This is a genomic window from Rhodoferax sp. (genome assembly GCF_018780565.1).
Taxonomy (GTDB): domain Bacteria; phylum Pseudomonadota; class Gammaproteobacteria; order Burkholderiales; family Burkholderiaceae_C; genus Rhodoferax.
The window spans coordinates 83,100-99,714 of sequence record NZ_JADMJN010000008.1 but is presented as its reverse complement, the minus strand read 5'-3'; the positions used below and the strand labels follow the sequence as shown (position 1 = coordinate 99,714).

Genomic DNA, 16,615 nt, shown 5'->3' with positions numbered 1-16,615 from the left:
GTCAATGAACGACCGAGTTACGCTCAGCCAGCCAATGCTCGAATTGGCGTATGTCCGTCACACCTTCCAAAGCCTGTAACGATTGCCATTGAATCTCCGCACCGCTTTGCTTCGAATTCATGGCAAGCACCCGCTTCAAGCGCACCCAACTGGCACGGTCAAAAACGGTGGCAGCCAGCCCACTCCAGTCGGAGAAGGTTAACAATCCGAGGTTGCGCAGCAGATCCCTTGCAGTGATGGCGCCGAGTTTGCGTTGCATAAACCAGGAATAGAACTGACGGCGCACGTACCCAGCACGGTCAATCTCCACACGCTTGAGCAACTCTGAATAGTTCTGCTTGAGAAGCACCAGCCAGACATGCATCCCGTTCATCAATTCGTTTCCTGGCAAGCGCCCTTGGAAATCGGCGTCAATGCCCAAATAACTCAGGCCGCTGGCCTGCTTGTTGCTGTAGACGTAGTGTCCAAATGACTTTGGCGAAACACCCACAACCAGCAGCCGCTCGGGCGAGAATATCCACTTGTCCGCAGTTAGCAACAATGCGTTGAGTGCGTAATGATCAGGAAAAGGTTTTTGAAACAACCCCCCGCCCACCCTAGCAAAGGCTTTGCGGGAAACAAGTGTTGTCTGCATGTTCAACGGAATACGCACCTTGAAATTGAACATGTCGTGAACAATGCCAAAACGTTGCTCCCGCGTCAGCATGCTCTCAGCCATAAGGTCCGGTCCGAATTGAAAATGAGCTTCGCTGTAAAAACTTTGCTGGTTGTCTGCAATTGAGCCTGGCGCAACGTACGAGTAAGCGTTATGCACAACACAGTCGGGCTGGTTGTATTTATCGAGGAGGCGCTCCATGCGCGAAAAATACCCGGGAAGCAGATAGTCGTCATCTCCCATCATGAGGACATAGTCTCCCGACGAGGCGGAAAGCGCACTGTTCCAATTATCGGTAACGGAAACTGGCGCTTCAAGCCTCAATGTCTTGACCCGTGGATCGCTAATGAATTGCCGAATGATTTGCGGAGTCTGATCGGTATTGGCATTGTCCGAAATGACCAATTCCATATCTTCATAGCCCTGCTCAAGAATGGAGCGAATACAATTTTCGAGAAAAGCGCCGCCGTTGCGCGTCGGGAGCAATACAGAGAATTTCATGGCTCATTTTTCCTGAAGATTATCGTATAAGCACTACCATTGAAACCTTGGCGATCGAGAGCTGCAAAGAAAAGACTGATGCCATAGCCCAGCACAAACATAACGCGCTGCATAAACTTACTGCTAAACCTGTTCATCAAGAGACGTTGCCAGCCGAAGCGATTCCAACTTTTGGCATCACTGTCGTCGCTGGTCAAAAACAACTTCTTCAGACCAACTTGGGCGGCGAGCCTTGTCATCGTGACCTCGGGGATTAGAAACAAATGCCGCGGCGCATCGAGATGCGGCCAATGCCGGCCCATGACCTTAAACTGCCAGGCATCAGGATTGGGCATCGCAATCACCAAAATCCCTCCAGGTTTCAGGTTCGCTGCGGCTGAACTTAGGAATGCATATGGATCTGCAAGATGTTCAAGCACATGCCAGATAGCAATGACATCGTGCGGGGGGAGCGCTTTGATGGCTTCCTGCGGATCTCCGCTCTGCGTGACGTTAACGCCCAATGTGCCTTGAAGATACGCACAGCAGCGAGCATCCATTTCGATAACATCCACCACGAAACCAACTTGCTTGGCTTGCCAAGCGAACACACCAAAGGCTGGGCCCACCTCAAGCAGCCGGCCCTCCGTTACGAACCGCCGTACAGTATCAATCTTGTTGTGATCCTTGTCGGCTACTTTCTGAAGCTGCTCAAAGCTTGGAATCGCGTAGTAATCACTGCGGTAGTAACGCCCCAAATCAACTGGTGGATTTTCGAGAAAGATGCCGTTACAACCCCGACATTTCAAGTATGTGTAAGGTATTTGCGAAACGTGGTGATTCTCGTCCGTGGCAGCAAATAGAACCTCGGCCTTGCCGCTACAAAGCGGACAAGATCGAGACTGACTTCGCGCTACTGGAGCTTCTTGGATAGGCGACATGCTTAGATTCCAAGGGACAGCTCATTGCCGTCAAGGCATCGACGAACATATCGCAATCTTTTTTGGTCTCCACAGCAGGCATCAATTGCACGGTGGCATGAAGAATAAGCTTTGGCCACTGCGGCTCCCGGAACAATCATAATTCCCAACAAAATAAAATGCCCTTTCCCCATAGCGTTATCACGGGCTTCAATGCTATCAAAGTGGCGGCGGCAATTAACTGACGATTGTATTATCCACCTGCCTTGCATTTTTTGAGAAAAACGAGCAGTATCCTCATCATGATTTGCCGAAATTGGCCATGACCGGTGTGGCAAACCAGCAGCAGCCTGTTATCAGATGGGCGTCAAAGCGCAGCCAATTTTGAACAGAAGGCCGCCCCATTTCACTAGCGGATTAACCTTTTAGCCGTACTGCTCAAGTCAGTCCGCAGGGCCTGGGAAAGAAAGAACCAGGCTATCGCCACATATAGCGCAGCGCCCAGTGCCAGCAAAGCCATGACTTGCCAACCCTGCTGAGCAAGCAACGCAAGGGCTTTTGCAGCTCCAAATACTCCGACCCCTGCAAGCACGAAAGGCAGGAAGTTTATACGTAGCCATATGCCCATTCCTTGCTTTATGACCCCCGCCTGAACCTGCGGTAGCAGCGTGAACAGGTAGTAAACATTCAGGCCTGCGTAGGCTGCGGCTGCACCAACGATACCGTACTCAAGAACCAATCCATAGAGCAACGGAAGGTACAGCACCAAGGCGAGAAGATTGACCTTAAGCGGCAGATTGGGTTGACCGCAGGCCACGGCGGCCATATACGCATTGGAGACCATTGCGTTAAGAAAGAAACCCCCGGCCAGCCAGGTCATCACTATCGCGGCTTCGTCAGCGACCCGGGCATTAATCCATAAATGCAGGATTTCATGGCCAAAGAAAATCAATGCGAAGCAAGGTAGTGCAACAACAAGGCTCATCAATTGGCTGGCCTTGTTGTAACGCGAAAGCAGGTCCGCATGCTGACCGCTGCTAAAGGAGTGGGAGAAAGCTGGAAAAGATGCGCTATTGATGGCGCTTTGCACCAACGAGATCGCTATGGAGGCGTTGTACGCAATGGAATAATAACCCAACGCCTCAAGGCTCAGAAATTTGGTGACGGCCAAACGGTCGGCCTGGCTTAGCACCAGCGCTGTGAGAGCGATGAGATTCATCGCAGCAGAATATTTCCAGATATCCTTGAACGAGGCCAGCGAGAAATAAGGCCACAGCCGCAAGGTCGGGAGGAGGCGATAGGTGAAGGTCGCATATACCAGCAACTCCACGGCCGAACTGATCGCGAACCATACGAGAAATGCCATGAGGTCGGGCACGAAAAAGAGAACAACGACCCCGCCGACAAGACGCAGCGTATGCACACCCGCCTTGATCACGTTGAGGACGTCCATCCGCTGCAAGCCGCTGATGACTCCGGTATAAAACGCGACCGGCCAGCGCAGGCCCAGATAAACGGCAATGATCTGTATTCCCAGCGTGACTGTCACCGGGTCGAGACGCGTGCGGCTCAGCCAGAAAGCTGCAACCTTTGCTGAGTTCCACCACAACAGCACGGCGATGAACAGCGCGATGATCCAGTACACGCTCGAGGCGGTATTCACGGCATCGGAACTTGCACTGCGCCCGTCGCTGTGATCGGATGACACAACTTTCGTAACCGTTGCCGAGATGCCGAGGTCGAGAGTACCCAGCAGCACCTGTAAGATAGTGATGAGTCCGATAAAACCGAAGGCCTCCACGCCCAGGAAATGCACCTGAATCGGAGTAACGGCAAGCGTTAGTATCCCGAGCCAAGCACTGCCCAGAAAGTTGAAGATGATGTTGGACTTGAGTTTAGTCAAAGTCAGCCCGCGCCGTCGTTACACTCGCGGCGAAAGGGTCTGACTCTTCCACCAGTCGATGGTATCGTCCAGCCCCCTATCGAGATCGAACTTTTTCTTCCAGCCGGTCGAAACAAGTCGCTTGATATCTGGCAAAAGCAACTCGGGCTCGCTATTCGGAGAAGACAGAGGCGCCCGGAATTGTATGAGCTCGCGGCCGTCAAGTTTGCCGGCAATCTTTTCAACGATATCGCGCAGCGTGACCGCATCGCCAGATCCAATATTCACTGCGCCCTTAAGCCTACTGTCGAGAAGCGTAACAAACGCAGAGGCAACATCCTCCGCATGTGAATAATCGCGAATCAGACTCGCATTGCCGCAGGTGGCTACCTCCCCTCTTAGCAGGGCCGTGATGACTGAAGCCACAAGGCGCTGAGGATGTTCTCCGGGACCATAAAGGGAAAAGACGCGTCCCCAAGCGCTGGATAAGCCAGTTTGCTGGCACCAAGAGCGCAACATCAACTCCAGAGCGTGTTTGTATGTTCCGTAAAGGGTTGCCGGAACAAGCGGCGTCTGGCCTTCCAGGCAAACCCCGTGCCCCCAGTCGTATTCGGCGCAGGTGCCCGCCGACACAAGACGCTCTCCGCCTGATTCGGTAAATTGCTGAATTAAAGCCAAACTACCTTGCACCCAGTTCAGATTTTCGGGCGACGTCCAATATTTACCGTGTTTGGTATACCACGCAAGATGGAGTAAGTGGGAGGGTTTGATCGTCCGTATAAGGGCTCGTGTCTGAGTGATATCAAGCAGGCTGGCATGATGCCATTGCACCGCAGACGTGCTGGGGCGAGACACGGACGAAACGGCATGAACCTCGTGGCCTTTTGCATGCAGCTGACTCAGGCAGTACTGCCCTATGAAGCCACTGCCACCTGTAACAAGAACTTTCATCAAAATATCCGCAACGCTGGGACCGCAACAACAAACTTGCCGCCCCACTCCCGCACGCACTCGTTGGACTTGACCACTTCATCGGCGATGTTCCACGGCAGGATCACGACGTAATCAGGCTTGCGCTCGCGCAACTCTTTCGGAGCCAGAATCGGGATATGGCTGCCCGGCATGAACTTGCCCTGCTTCGATGCGGCAGCGTCACAGACGAAAGACACCAGATCAGGCTTGACGCCCCCGTAATTCATCAGGGTATTGCCTTTGGCGGCGGCGCCGTAGGCGGCCACCGTCTTGCCGGCCAGATTGGCCTCAATGAGGAAGGCCAGCAACTGATTCTTGACCTTGTCCGCTTCGCGCTGGAAGCGTTCGTAAGTCGCCAGGTCCTGCAGGCCGCTGGCAATTTCCTCGGCACGTATGCGGGCCACGGCTGCACCGTCAGCACGCGCATCATCAGCATGGCAACCATAGACGCGAAGGCTGCCACCGTGCGTCGGGATTTGTTCAACGTCGCAAACCCGCAACCCGGCACGCGCAAAGATCACCTTAACCGACTGCAGCGACAGGTAGGAATAGTGCTCGTGGTAAACCGTGTCGAACTGGTTCAGGCGCATCAGGCTCATAAGGTGCGGGAACTCAAGCGTGATGGTACCGCCCGGCTTCAGCGCGGTCTTCATGCCGGCCGTGAAATCATTGATGTCGGGCACATGCGCATAAACATTGTTGCCAATAATGAGGTCGGCCTGTCGGCCCGACTTCACGAGCTTGCCGGCAAAGTCTTGGCCAAAAAACTCGCGCGCCACCGGGATGCCGGCTGCTTCCGCCACAGCCGCCGTGCTGTCGGTGGGTTCAACACCCAGGCACGACACGCCGCTGGCAACAAAGTTCTTGAGCAGGTAGCCGTCATTCGATGCCACCTCGATGACGAAACTGTAAGCGTTCAGGCCCAAGCGGGTCGTGATCATGTCTACGTAGGAGCGTGCATGCGCGAGCCATGTGGTCGATACCGACGAAAAGTAGGCGTAATCCTTCGTGAAGAGCTCGTCCGAGCGCGAGTAGTCTTCGGTCTGGACGAGCCAGCACTGGTCGCACACAAACAGCTTCAGCGGAAAGTACTGCTCGGGCGCTCGGAGATCGGCTGCGCTCAGGTAAGCGTTGGAAGGCGGGGCGAAACCGAGGTCCAAGAATACATGTTCGAGGGGGGTGTTGCAGTGACGGCAATTCATACGGTAATACTCTGAAAGTTTTGATTGATGAGCGGATGCTCTTGATCGCGTTCGGACAGGTCAGCCACCGGCAGTGGCCATGGAATATTCAGCGCCGGGTCATCAAAACGCAGCCCGCCCTCGGCTGAGGGCGTGTAACTGGCGGTGTGCAGGTACAGCAATTCAGAGTCCGGCTCGAGCACCTGGAAGCCGTGCGCGCAACCTTCAGGAATAACGAGCATCAAGGCGTTGGCGGTTGACAGCTCCTGAGCATGCCATTGCAGAAATGTTGGTGACCCCTTACGCAGGTCCACGGCAACATCCCAGACACGACCTCTCAGGCAACGCACCATTTTCATCTCAGCATGGGGTGGACGCTGGAAATGCAGCCCCCTCACCGCACCTACCGTGGCCGTGCGGGAGTGGTTGATCTGCTCGATCTGCCGGCCAGCAACGGCCTCGGCCAACTCGCGCTCACAGAAAAGCCGCGAAAATGCGCCGCGGCTGTCTTGGAAAGCCTGGGTTTCCGCAACGAAAACGCCTGCAAGGATGGTTGGGAGGAGTTTCACGCTAGACCGCCCAGCCGATATTCTTTGCCTTGGCCGCCAAAACATAGTCAGCCAACTGCTGTCGGCTGATCGCCTCTCCTTTTTCGCCATAGGCGCGGTACCAGTTGGCCGTCTGCCTGAGGCCTTCATCGAGCCCCCAGACAGGCAGCCATTGCAGCAAGGTACGCGCCTTGGTGCTGTCCAGCTGGAGCAGACTGGCTTCGTGCGGCTGGGGAGCACCGGTGACATGCCAGCGCAGTTCACCCCAGCTTTGAGTCAACCGGGAAAGGACAGCCGAAACCGGCTGGTTGCCCGATTCGTCGGGGCCAAAATTCCATGCTTCGGCGAAGCCAGGCTGCCGCTCCAACAGGCGCTGGCCAAGCAACAGGTAGCCAGACAGGGATTCGAGAACATGCTGCCAGGGCCGGGTGGCTTGTGGCGAGCGGATTTCGACGGATTCACCACGCGCGCTGGCACGCACCAGGTCCGGTATGAGGCGATCCTCCGACCAGTCCCCGCCACCGATGACATTTCCTGCACGCGCGGTCGCCAGGAGCGTCGAGTTTTCGCTGCCAAAATAGGATTTTCGGTAGCTGGCAGCGACCAGTTCGGCGCCGGCTTTGGATGCCGAGTAGGGGTCGTGGCCGCCGAGGCGGTCGTTTTCCCGATAGCCCCAGAGCCATTCCTGGTTCTCGTAGCACTTGTCGGTCGTCACGGCAACGATGGCCCTGACGCTCGCTGTGTGGCGGCATGCCTCAAGCACATGGGCTGTACCTTGCACGTTGGTTGCCCAGGTTGTCAGCGGGTCAACATAGGAACGGCGCACCAAGGCCTGCGCGGCCAAGTGAAAAACAATCGCGGGCTCAACTTGCGCGACCACTTTCTGAACAGCCGCGTAGTCGCGGATATCGACTTGATGTTCTTCCATGCCCAGCTTGAGCAAATTCCAGTGGCCGGGCTGGGTGTCGGGCGGCAAAGCCAGCCCGACAACCTCGGCGCCGAGCTCCTGTAGCCATAGCGCCAGCCAGCTGCCCTTGAACCCGGTGTGGCCGGTCAGCAATACCCTGCGTCCCTTGAAAGCTCCACCGAAGGCCGTCATGCCCCAACACTCCAGTGAGTATGACGAAACGGGGTGGGAAACCACCACTTCAAATTTTTGGGATGCACTCGCACTTGCTTGCTCGCCTTCTCTTAAATCACTTCGAAGCTACTGATTGCCAAAGGCGAACATAAGCTTGCGTCATTCGCTGCAGACTGAAGTCATCCACGATCCGCTTTCGGGCCTCTATGCGCCGTTTTGCATCATTCTTGCCGCCAAAACCGCCCATCGCATCTTCGATGGCTCGAGCCAGCAAACCAGGATTCTTTGGCGGCACGATCCAGCCCGTGGCTCCCACAATCATCGCAGCATCTCCAACGTCGGTCACGATACAAGGAGTTCCACACGCCATCGCTTCTGCCACTACATTTGGAAACGCTTCGCTTGCACTTGACAAGATGTGAAAATCAAGCGCATTCATGACCGACGGTATGTCGCTGCGCGAGCCTGCAAGAACTACCGAATCGGTCAGATTGTACTTAGATAGCAGCTCGGCCAAAGCCGAATTGCTCACCGTCAGACCCCCACCTACAAGTACACACCGAACGGCTGTTCCGCTGGCTGCTGCCAGTGAGAGAGCCAGCAACAGGCTGGGGTGATCCTTGTAAGGGTCCCAGCGTGCGACACAACCGAACAATACCTCCTCCTTCGCCACGCCCCATTCCTGGCGCAGTTGCTGGCGCACCGTCGTATCGGGTGCATAGGCCACCAGATCAAATCCGTTGGGAATCACATGGAATTTGGCTGGATCGTAGCCCATTCGTTTGTGCTCTTTTGCGGCTTCGATTGAGCACGTGGCAATGGCAACAGGAACGATTGGCGACAGCCGGGAACAAAGCCAAGCGACCATTCGGGTAAAACGGCTATTCAAAGAAGGACTCAATCTGGATGTCCTAATGCCCCATACGACCCGGGGGCATCCCGCCAATCTTGCAGCCACGCCGCCTATCAAATCCGCATGGTACAGCCAGGTTTGAACCACATCCGGCGACAGCTTGGCAATGAGACGAACCAGGCGAAAAAACTCAAAAAGGCTCGTCAGTTGAAAAAACCGCTTGAACTGGAAGGAGTAAGGGTCCAGACCATTGGCCCGAAGAACCTCTCCATAAAAACCATCACCCTTGAGCGAGATGACCGAATACTCCACGCCCTCTTGCCTGGAGGCGACCAAGCGGCAAAGCACCGCTTCCGCACCGCCTTGATCGAGAGAGGTAATGATGTGAAGTATTTTCAATTTGTTAACGTCAAGCGACCGCAGACTATTGCCTGTTTGCCGATATTTACGGGAATAAAAACCTGCTTTGAATATGGTGGTCTATCAGACACCGCAACACAGGTCATGAAAAGCCTTCCCGTCTATAGCAAGCGGCCAAACTGCCCTTCGCTGCCTTCAAGTTCTGACCAAGTGCCCGACTCGACGATTTTCCCCTTGTCCAGAACATAGATGTAATCTGCCATTCGAACCGAAGACAAGCGGTGAGAGATCACAACCATGGTGACTTTGCCCTTCAGCAATTCTAGTGCCTGCGTGACTGCGGCATCCGTTTCTGCGTCCAAGGCGCTGGCCGCCTCGTCAAGCACCAACAGGCCGGGATTACCGAGCAGGGCCCTGGCCAAACCCAAACGTTGCCGCTCGCCGCCCGACAGCCGGCCGCCGCGATCACCGACCATCGTGTCGAGCCCCTGCGGCGATTGGGAAATAAACGCATTTGCAGCGGCCAACGTAGCCGCGGCCATCACGGCCGAGTCTGAGTGCTGCGGCTGACTCCAAAGGATATTGCCCCGAATGGTGGTGTTGTACAGCATGGTCTCTTGAGCCATATAACCAATTCGCCGGCGCAGCCCATGCAGCGGCAACTCATTGAGATCGATCCCGTTCACATCGATCGATCCGGCCGATATCGGCACCAAGCCAAGCATCGCGTCGACAAGGGTTGACTTGCCTGCGCCCGAACGCCCCACAAATGCCACACAAGCTCCCGGCGGAATCGAGAGAGACAGTTCCGATATGACCTCGACGTCCCCATAGTTCACAGCGACGTTATGCAGTGACAGCGCGATAGGGCCTGCGGACAGCACCTCAGGCAACGGTCCCAATTTGGTAAGTTCGGCTTCGGCCTCTATGGTGTGCGCCATCTCATTCAGGTTAGCAACGGCCGGCAAGCTGCTAGTGAGAGACTGAAGGCTTTGCTGCAATCCCGTCAGCTTGGGTATCAGTCGAACGAAAATCGCCAGGATGACCAGGATCACAGCAGCATCGATATTAAGAACACTGCGACTGATAACCAGAATGCTGGCGACCATGGTCGCAGCACCAAAATCGAAAATCCCCTTAACTATCTGTGCATCAAACCCGTTGGCCAGGGTGTGTTTACGCAATCTTTGTATGATCCCGCTTAAAACCCGCAAAGCTTCACTTTCGGTAGCCGTTGCCTTGAGCAGCTTGGCACTGCCCACGAATTCCCCCGTTCTGACTTGCAGCTCGGCATTTTCATGGCTGATGCCCGCTCCGATACGGTACGCACGCTGGATCAAGGGCCGTGTAATAAGAAAAAGAAATGCACCGCCCGCAATAACACCCAGCGTTGTCAAGCCGGACAGCATGGCGGCCAGCGCCATGTAAATCATACTGTGCAGCAAGCCGGTAAGGAGCAAGCCAGTCTGGTAAAACGCGCCGCCTAGTCTTTGCGTTTCAGTAACCACGGAGTTAATCAGGTCACCGTTTCTGGTCTTCAGAAACAGCCCCCATTTTGCCGCAAAGATGCCACTGAGCAGGCGCTTCTGCCAGCGGCTCACGTAGCTCGTTTGCAGCGAGATGCCCATATAGGCTTGAGCCAGGAAAACAACTGTGCTGAAGAAGAGAGATGCAAGTATCAACGCGGAAATCGCGGGCACCGATACCCCAAGGCCCAGCCAGCCTAACAACTCAAGCACCGTTCGGCTTACGACACCACCTGCACCGCTCCCACCTTCGCCAATACCGATCGCAGCAAGCAGCGGAACCACACTCGCGAGGGTCAGGCCTTCAAGCAGGCCCGTCAGCGCCAGCAAGCACAGGTAAAACGCGTAGCGGGTTCCGACCACCGACCAGATGTCTGCAAACAGACGACGAAAGGCCAAGACATCAATCATCACTCAGCCTTGCCAGGAACTGTACCGCAGCGCACGAGCGCATTTAGGTTAGGCGGCACCAACAATACAGGAAGCACCGGACAGGCGCACTCCAGTACAGTTAACGGAACAGGGATCAGGAAAATTTTCAAGAATTTTGACTGCGTAAAGCCAGACGGCAAGCGCCACAAGTGGCAGGCTGTAGAAGTTATGCCATTGCGGCAGCGACTGGGAATTGTAGCCGCGATGGGTATGCGCAAGGCAATCACACCGACCTGGCGACCTTGTGCGAAAACATGCGGTGCACGCCCCCCCCAATGGCAAGGCCAACCACGCCGGTCAGAAATCCATACCGCATTCGATGCAAGGTGCCCAGATTCGGCACCAGATAAACATGAATGAGCATCAATAAGGCAAAAAATCCCAGGATGAACCAGAACTCCGGCTTGCGGCGGTAGTCCCCAAGCGCGATTGGCAACAAAAGCAGCGCCAGGTAAGCCGCGATCATTTCAACACTGACCACCCGTCGCATCATGGTACTGGCGGCGAGGCTGCCCTCTGCAAGCCACGCATTGGGGAAAGGGGCTAAAAACCCGATTTGCAACGCGCGCGGCACGTAAGCCAGCAGATTGCAGACCGTACCGGGCACAAAATCAGGGTCCATGTTGCTTTTTGCATTGCGGTAGCCCGATATGAAAAAGTCCCGCATCGCCGCAACGGTACTGGGCAGCTTGTCGAGCCCCGCGCTGGCACCCCGCTCAATCAAACATGCACCCGGCATGTAGTGCATGACAGATTCACGCTCAACAACGCTTCCACGCCAGCTTTCTACCCGGTAATCTGATGGTTTTACCACCACCATCAAGACCGGAATGACGGCAAACACAAAAACGGCCATCAACGCGCGTGCCCCGCCAAGGGCGCCACCGCGCCACCACACCGCCACCAGGCCCAGACCAAACAGCGTGATCACAATGCCCACCGGCTGCATCAGGATCATGATGTGCGGTCGCACCACCCACACCAGAAAAAGCCCCAGTACGATGGGTCCCAGCAAAGAGGTAAGACGCAAGACGGGAGCCATCCAAAAGTCCCTGCGAAAAGCCTGCGTCCAGCCGACCGCGCACGAGAGCATGCCCAAGGCGAAAATGCCATCCTTATGGATTTGAGCGTACCAACTGGCAGCCGACGGAAACACCAAAAATGGAATGGCTGCCGCCACGGCGGCCACCCTGTGCCGGAAAATGTAGCTGGCCATCAGGTAAATAGCCAGCCCACCGCCTGCATGCACCAGCGCATTCAGCGGGACAAGCACATAAGGCTCAGGCGTGAGGTAGACGTAAATGGCAGCAGCGATGCCGGTTGGTGCGTTGCCCGCCGGCCTGAGCTCCCACGCCGACCAGCCTTCTTCGCGTATGCGCTCAGCCAGCGCCACCGCCGTGGTATGCATGCCTTCAGAATCGCTGCCGACCAGCATGCCGTGGCCGGCGTGCAAGTGCGGCAGATAGCTGGGCAACAACACAAGTTGCACCACCAGCGCTACGGCGCATGTGCCGAAAAACGCCACGAGGAACAGCAACCACGTTGTCCGCTCACACCAAGGACTGGGCAGGTTGGCTGGCATAGCGTGATGGTCGATTTTCATCCGGATTTTGAAGCTCGAAAATTCTTGTGATTGCAGAGATTGACACAGGCGCCAGCAATACGCCGCCACGTGTATTGCCCGGATTGTCCCCGTCTTTGGTGCCACCCGAAAGCTGGCCAACCCGGCCCCTTATAGGCCATCGGATCCTGAATGGGCGCCAAGTCCCCAGCCTGTCCCTTGTACCCGACCAAGTCGGCGGATCAACGGTGGCCCGTCAACCGACGGTAAAGGTATCCGGGAACTGTCCGGATTTGCTTCCAAATGACAAGCGCCGCTGCATAGACCCCCATGAAGGGTCCACCGACAGCGGCACAGGCCCGGTATACCGCAGCAATCAGGCCCCCTACTCCCAGCAGAAGGTTAAACCGGTCAACATAATCTTGCTCCTTGACGCGCCTGAGATTGCTTTTCGGAACCTCGTAATAGTAAAACCGCACGCCGGGAACATGAATGAATGGACCCAGCATTGACGCGGCCAGCATGAGGGGTAGGTCCGGCCACCAGGCACAATACGAATAGGGCGCCCGCTTGATCGCAAGCGTTCGCCACAGACCGTAGAAGTAATAACACTGCAAGGGAGCCAGTTTGCACAGCCTAGCCATGGTTTTCAGGCCAGCTGTCTGGAAATCAAAGGGCACGACCGCCCCTATCTTGTCTGTCGGGGTAACTGTGTTGACGTTTCCAAAGGCCATGATGGCCTCCGGCTGCAGCTCCAGCGCCTGGGCGAGTTTTTCGATGAAGTTGGCATCCCAGTTATCGTCGCAGGCCGCCCACATGAAATACTCACCTCTCGCTTGGGCAAGCACGTAGTGGAAATTGTCGTATGCACGCAGACTCTTGTCATGCCGGAAGTAGCGCACCCGGCTATCGCCCGCCGCGGCGGCCAGCAGTATTTCCGTGGACCCGTCAGACGAGCCATTGTCGGAGACGATTAGCTCGAAATCCGCCTCCGTCTGGCTCAGAAGCGTTCGCAACGCTTCGCGAACAAACGCAGCTCCGTTATAAACCGGCATCCCGATGCTCACCCGAGGGACCTTCGATGCGTTCCCGGGGTCTTGCGGTGGCAGCACGCTATCCATGCACCGATCCAATTCGTTCAGGCCACACGTCACAATCCAAGCGAGTTTGCGAGCGCGGACGCCTGCTCAAGCGCTACGCCCGGGAACAGCATCAAGCAACGCGCTGCAGATAACCATCGGGCGCATTGGTCATGATCAACTTGTTCTCAATCTCCTTGTCAACAGCGAAGACCATCACCTCGCTGTGCAAGCCCTTGCTGCTGCCGTCTTTCAAGCGGCGCATGTATTCCCATACTGCGGTTTTGGGGCTGTTGCCTTTGGCCCAGGGCTTGCCAGCGCTGATCTCAGGCGGGAGGTCTTCAACCACGGTGTCGAAAACACAGCAATAGCTCCCAACGCTCGTCAACGGAGCATATGCCTCAAGTTCCGCCAGCACATGGTCATGCGCATGGTTGGAATCCAAGCAAATCATGACTCTTTTGTACTCCTTGGCAAATTCCTGCACCTGCGCGACGACTTCAGCCGAGGTGGAGGGGCCTTCGATCATTTCAATGAGGTGGGACATCGGATGGGCTTCGATAAGGGCGCGGTTGTGAGCGCGTATGTCGATGTCTATACCCAAGACTCGGCGCCGCGATGCCCGGGGGTCCAAGGTGGTACCTGCCTCAACGGCTTCACAGTAGTCAATCTGCGCAAGCATCGAGGCACTCATGACGAGTGATCCGCCGTGAGCGATTCCGGTCTCGATGATGAGGTCCGGCTTGACCTTCCAGATCAATTCCTGCGTCGCGATGATGTCCATGGGCATCTGAATAATCGGACGGCCAAGGATCGAGAAGTTGTACATGTAATACTGCAAGAAGGACTTGGTATGGAACTCCTTTGAGAGACTATGCCAGTCCCTGTCCTGCGCATACGAGGCGATATTTGAGAGCTTCATCGCCTCAAACTCAGCAATGGGGTCAACAGACTTCTTGATGCTCACAAATCATCTCCAGCGTTGTCACGGAGACCGCACGCAATGAGGAATCCGTCGAGAGTATCGAGTAAATTATTTGGTTGAAACCCGAACTCTGATTGAGCCCGGGAAATATCCACCACAGGGAATGTTCGCGTCAAACCGCCATCCGAGTAATCCACAGAAAACCCCGTCACTTCGCAGATTTTCTCGAACAACTCTCTATGAGTGACTATGCGTCCGCTGGCAACATTATAAAGGCGCTCTAGCCCGTGAAGGCTAATTGCCTCAAGCAGGGGCGTGACCTCGTTTATTGCCACATAGTCCTTGCCCGAATCCGGCGATTCATTCACAGTCACCCGGGAATGCAGACGCAAATCGCTCATCACGGAACCCAAAAAAGCGTCCGCGCTGATACCGGCACCGTAAACATTCGACAGCCTCGCTACGCGCACGGCACGATCAGGATACGCCAGACACAAAGACTCGCCCATGAGTTTGCTCAGGTTGTAAAGGCTATCCGATCCAGGCGCCACGACAATGGCTGAGTTTTCGTGAGCAGGTTTATCGCGGTCAAGACTGGCATACACACGAGTGCTGGAGAGGTAAAGCCAAGACTCAAAGCGGCATTTCTGCAGCATTTTGGCCAGCAAGCAGACGTGCGCTTCAACGGTGTCGAAAGGGCGCTTGCGAAAATCCCCCGTCAAACCTATGGCGTAAATGACATGGCCCAAGTCTGTGTCAAAAATTCCGTCCAAGCTTCTGGCCGGCACATCGACGGTATGGCCTTGATCGCGCAAATACCTTACGAGATGAGTGCCGACAAAGCCGCCGCCGCCAAGTACTGTGAACTTCACTCCCGCCATCCGATGAGTTTTAAGGGATTACCCGCCTGAATGCTGTAAGCGGCCACCTCACCGCGCACCAAGCTCATGGCACCGATGACACACCCTCTGCGCAAGATAGCGCCGTCCAGCAACACGCAGCCAGCGCCAATCCACACATCGTCTTCAACGATGATGCCACCCCTGCTGGCACGGAAACCCTGGTCACGAATAAGGAGTTCGCGCTTGCCAAACTCGTGATTGACCGGGGCAAACACACAATTGGCGGCGATCGCCACGGAATCACCGATGCTGACACCATTGCCACTGTAGAAAACGCACCCTGAGTTAATGACCGAATTGCGCCCAATGGCTATGTTGCCGGTGCCCCCGGCCGGCTTGATCTTCACAAAGCTGTCCAAGATCGAATGCGCGCCCACGGTTATTAGCGTTCCCCGGACAGAGTCTTCAATATCTGCAAACGGCGATACGCTGGCGGTCGGGTCAATCAGAATTGTCATGAAACATCCTGGGCCAGCTACAGCCTATTTCCAGATTTTCCACGGGGCCGAGCCGCTGCTCCAAAGCTCTTCAAGATGAACCTTGTCGCGCAGCGTGTCCATGGGTTGCCAAAAACCCTCGTGCTTGTAGGCAGACAGCTGGCCCTCCCTCGCAAGCCGCTCAAGCGGCTCGCGCTCCCAGGTGGTGGTGCTGTCGGCAATGTAATCAATCACCTTGGGTGAAAGCACAAAATAGCCGCCGTTGATGGAGGCGCCATCGCCTTGCGGCTTTTCCTGGAAGCCGGTGATTCGTCCGTTCTCGATATCAAGCGCACCGAACCGGCCAGGGGGCTGCACGGATGTCACTGTGGCCAGCGTGCCCTGCGACTTGTGGAACTGGATCAGCTTGCCAATGTCCACATCGGCAACACCATCACCGTAGGTAAAGCAGAAGTCTTCGTCACCGAGGTAAGCCGCAACCCGCTTCATGCGCCCGCCGGTCATGGTGTCTTGCCCGGTATCAACCAAGGTCACCTTCCATGGCTCCGCGCTGGCCTGGTGCACCTCCATCTTGTTGTTGGCCATGTCAAAGGTCACGTCTGACATGTGCAGGAAGTAGTTCGCAAAATACTCCTTGATCAGGTAACCCTTGTAGCCGAGGCAAACAACGAAGTCGTTGACGCCATGGCTTGAATAGGTCTTCATGATGTGCCACAGGATAGGCATGCCGCCGATTTCAACCATTGGCTTCGGCTTGAGTACGGTTTCTTCGCTGAGTCGGGTACCCAGTCCACCGGCCAGAATGACTGCTTTCATCTATT

15 protein-coding genes are annotated in these 16,615 nt (G+C 55.7%); all 15 read right to left on the bottom strand.

The features are described from left to right. Position 1: 1 nt before the first annotated feature. The 15 genes from IV109_RS12225 to rfbF all read right to left on the bottom strand — a co-directional run bounded on the left by IV109_RS12225 (position 2) and on the right by rfbF (position 16,610). The gene (locus IV109_RS12225; protein ID WP_296696773.1) at positions 2–1,156 is read right to left on the bottom strand and encodes a glycosyltransferase family A protein; all 1,155 of its coding nucleotides are present in this window, start codon (positions 1,154–1,156) and stop codon (positions 2–4) included. Further along, positions 1,153–2,076, bottom strand: a complete 924-nt coding sequence (locus IV109_RS12220) for a class I SAM-dependent methyltransferase (RefSeq protein ID WP_296696771.1) — start codon at positions 2,074–2,076, stop codon at positions 1,153–1,155. The genes IV109_RS12225 and IV109_RS12220 overlap by 4 nt, the downstream gene beginning before the upstream one ends. A gap of 388 nt (positions 2,077–2,464) precedes the next feature. Continuing rightward, the gene (locus IV109_RS12215) at positions 2,465–3,958 is read right to left on the bottom strand and encodes an oligosaccharide flippase family protein (protein ID WP_296696769.1); all 1,494 of its coding nucleotides are present in this window, start codon (positions 3,956–3,958) and stop codon (positions 2,465–2,467) included. Positions 3,959–3,976: 18 nt separating this feature from the next. After that, complete coding sequence (locus tag IV109_RS12210; protein ID WP_296696767.1) at positions 3,977–4,888, bottom strand: NAD(P)-dependent oxidoreductase; 912 nt, start codon at positions 4,886–4,888, stop codon at positions 3,977–3,979. Beyond that, on the bottom strand, positions 4,888–6,111 hold the full coding sequence (locus tag IV109_RS12205; RefSeq protein WP_296696763.1) for a class I SAM-dependent methyltransferase: 1,224 nt from the start codon (positions 6,109–6,111) through the stop codon (positions 4,888–4,890). Before IV109_RS12205 ends, IV109_RS12210 begins: the two co-directional genes overlap by 1 nt. Continuing rightward, positions 6,108–6,659, bottom strand: a complete 552-nt coding sequence (gene rfbC, locus IV109_RS12200; RefSeq protein ID WP_296696761.1) for a dTDP-4-dehydrorhamnose 3,5-epimerase — start codon at positions 6,657–6,659, stop codon at positions 6,108–6,110. The genes IV109_RS12205 and rfbC overlap by 4 nt, the downstream gene beginning before the upstream one ends. A 1-nt stretch (position 6,660) precedes the next feature. Next, on the bottom strand, positions 6,661–7,737 hold the full coding sequence (gene rfbG / locus IV109_RS12195) for a CDP-glucose 4,6-dehydratase (protein ID WP_296696760.1): 1,077 nt from the start codon (positions 7,735–7,737) through the stop codon (positions 6,661–6,663). A 97-nt stretch (positions 7,738–7,834) separates the two neighbouring features. After that, positions 7,835–8,971, bottom strand: a complete 1,137-nt coding sequence (locus IV109_RS12190) for a glycosyltransferase (RefSeq protein ID WP_296696758.1) — start codon at positions 8,969–8,971, stop codon at positions 7,835–7,837. A gap of 122 nt (positions 8,972–9,093) precedes the next feature. Beyond that, positions 9,094–10,869: an ABC transporter ATP-binding protein gene (locus IV109_RS12185; RefSeq protein WP_296696757.1), complete on the bottom strand. Its 1,776-nt coding sequence runs from the start codon at positions 10,867–10,869 to the stop codon at positions 9,094–9,096. A gap of 244 nt (positions 10,870–11,113) precedes the next feature. Continuing rightward, complete coding sequence (locus tag IV109_RS12180; RefSeq protein ID WP_296696755.1) at positions 11,114–12,472, bottom strand: hypothetical protein; 1,359 nt, start codon at positions 12,470–12,472, stop codon at positions 11,114–11,116. Between the two features lie 221 nt (positions 12,473–12,693). Further along, complete coding sequence (locus tag IV109_RS12175; RefSeq protein WP_296696754.1) at positions 12,694–13,572, bottom strand: glycosyltransferase family A protein; 879 nt, start codon at positions 13,570–13,572, stop codon at positions 12,694–12,696. Between the two features lie 91 nt (positions 13,573–13,663). Continuing rightward, positions 13,664–14,452 carry a cephalosporin hydroxylase family protein gene (locus IV109_RS12170; RefSeq protein WP_296697150.1) on the bottom strand — a complete coding sequence of 263 codons (789 nt, stop codon included), beginning with the start codon at positions 14,450–14,452 and terminating at the stop codon, positions 13,664–13,666. A gap of 41 nt (positions 14,453–14,493) precedes the next feature. Further along, on the bottom strand, positions 14,494–15,327 hold the full coding sequence (locus IV109_RS12165; protein WP_296696752.1) for an NAD(P)-dependent oxidoreductase: 834 nt from the start codon (positions 15,325–15,327) through the stop codon (positions 14,494–14,496). After that, positions 15,324–15,815 (bottom strand): acyltransferase, encoded by a 492-nt coding sequence (locus tag IV109_RS12160; RefSeq protein ID WP_296696750.1) that lies wholly within the window; start codon positions 15,813–15,815, stop codon positions 15,324–15,326. Before IV109_RS12160 ends, IV109_RS12165 begins: the two co-directional genes overlap by 4 nt. Positions 15,816–15,839: 24 nt before the next feature. Beyond that, entirely contained in the window at positions 15,840–16,610 is a 771-nt protein-coding gene (gene rfbF / locus IV109_RS12155; protein WP_296696747.1) for a glucose-1-phosphate cytidylyltransferase, read from the bottom strand. Positions 16,611–16,615 lie beyond the last annotated feature (5 nt).

Bases quoted from the DNA above. Each gene is read 5' to 3' on its own strand.
- IV109_RS12210 (WP_296696767.1), bottom strand. From the start codon at position 4,888: ATGAAAGTTCTTGTTACAGGTGGCAGTGGCTTCATAGGGCAGTACTGC.
- IV109_RS12225 (WP_296696773.1), bottom strand. From the start codon at position 1,156: ATGAAATTCTCTGTATTGCTCCCGACGCGCAACGGCGGCGCTTTTCTC.
- IV109_RS12205 (WP_296696763.1), bottom strand. From the start codon at position 6,111: ATGAATTGCCGTCACTGCAACACCCCCCTCGAACATGTATTCTTGGAC.
- IV109_RS12160 (WP_296696750.1), bottom strand. From the start codon at position 15,815: ATGACAATTCTGATTGACCCGACCGCCAGCGTATCGCCGTTTGCAGAT.
- IV109_RS12175 (WP_296696754.1), bottom strand. From the start codon at position 13,572: ATGGATAGCGTGCTGCCACCGCAAGACCCCGGGAACGCATCGAAGGTC.
- rfbF (WP_296696747.1), bottom strand. From the start codon at position 16,610: ATGAAAGCAGTCATTCTGGCCGGTGGACTGGGTACCCGACTCAGCGAA.
- IV109_RS12185 (WP_296696757.1), bottom strand. From the start codon at position 10,869: ATGATTGATGTCTTGGCCTTTCGTCGTCTGTTTGCAGACATCTGGTCG.
- IV109_RS12220 (WP_296696771.1), bottom strand. From the start codon at position 2,076: ATGTCGCCTATCCAAGAAGCTCCAGTAGCGCGAAGTCAGTCTCGATCT.
- IV109_RS12180 (WP_296696755.1), bottom strand. From the start codon at position 12,472: ATGCCAGCCAACCTGCCCAGTCCTTGGTGTGAGCGGACAACGTGGTTG.
- rfbG (WP_296696760.1), bottom strand. From the start codon at position 7,737: ATGACGGCCTTCGGTGGAGCTTTCAAGGGACGCAGGGTATTGCTGACC.
- IV109_RS12170 (WP_296697150.1), bottom strand. From the start codon at position 14,452: ATGAAGCTCTCAAATATCGCCTCGTATGCGCAGGACAGGGACTGGCAT.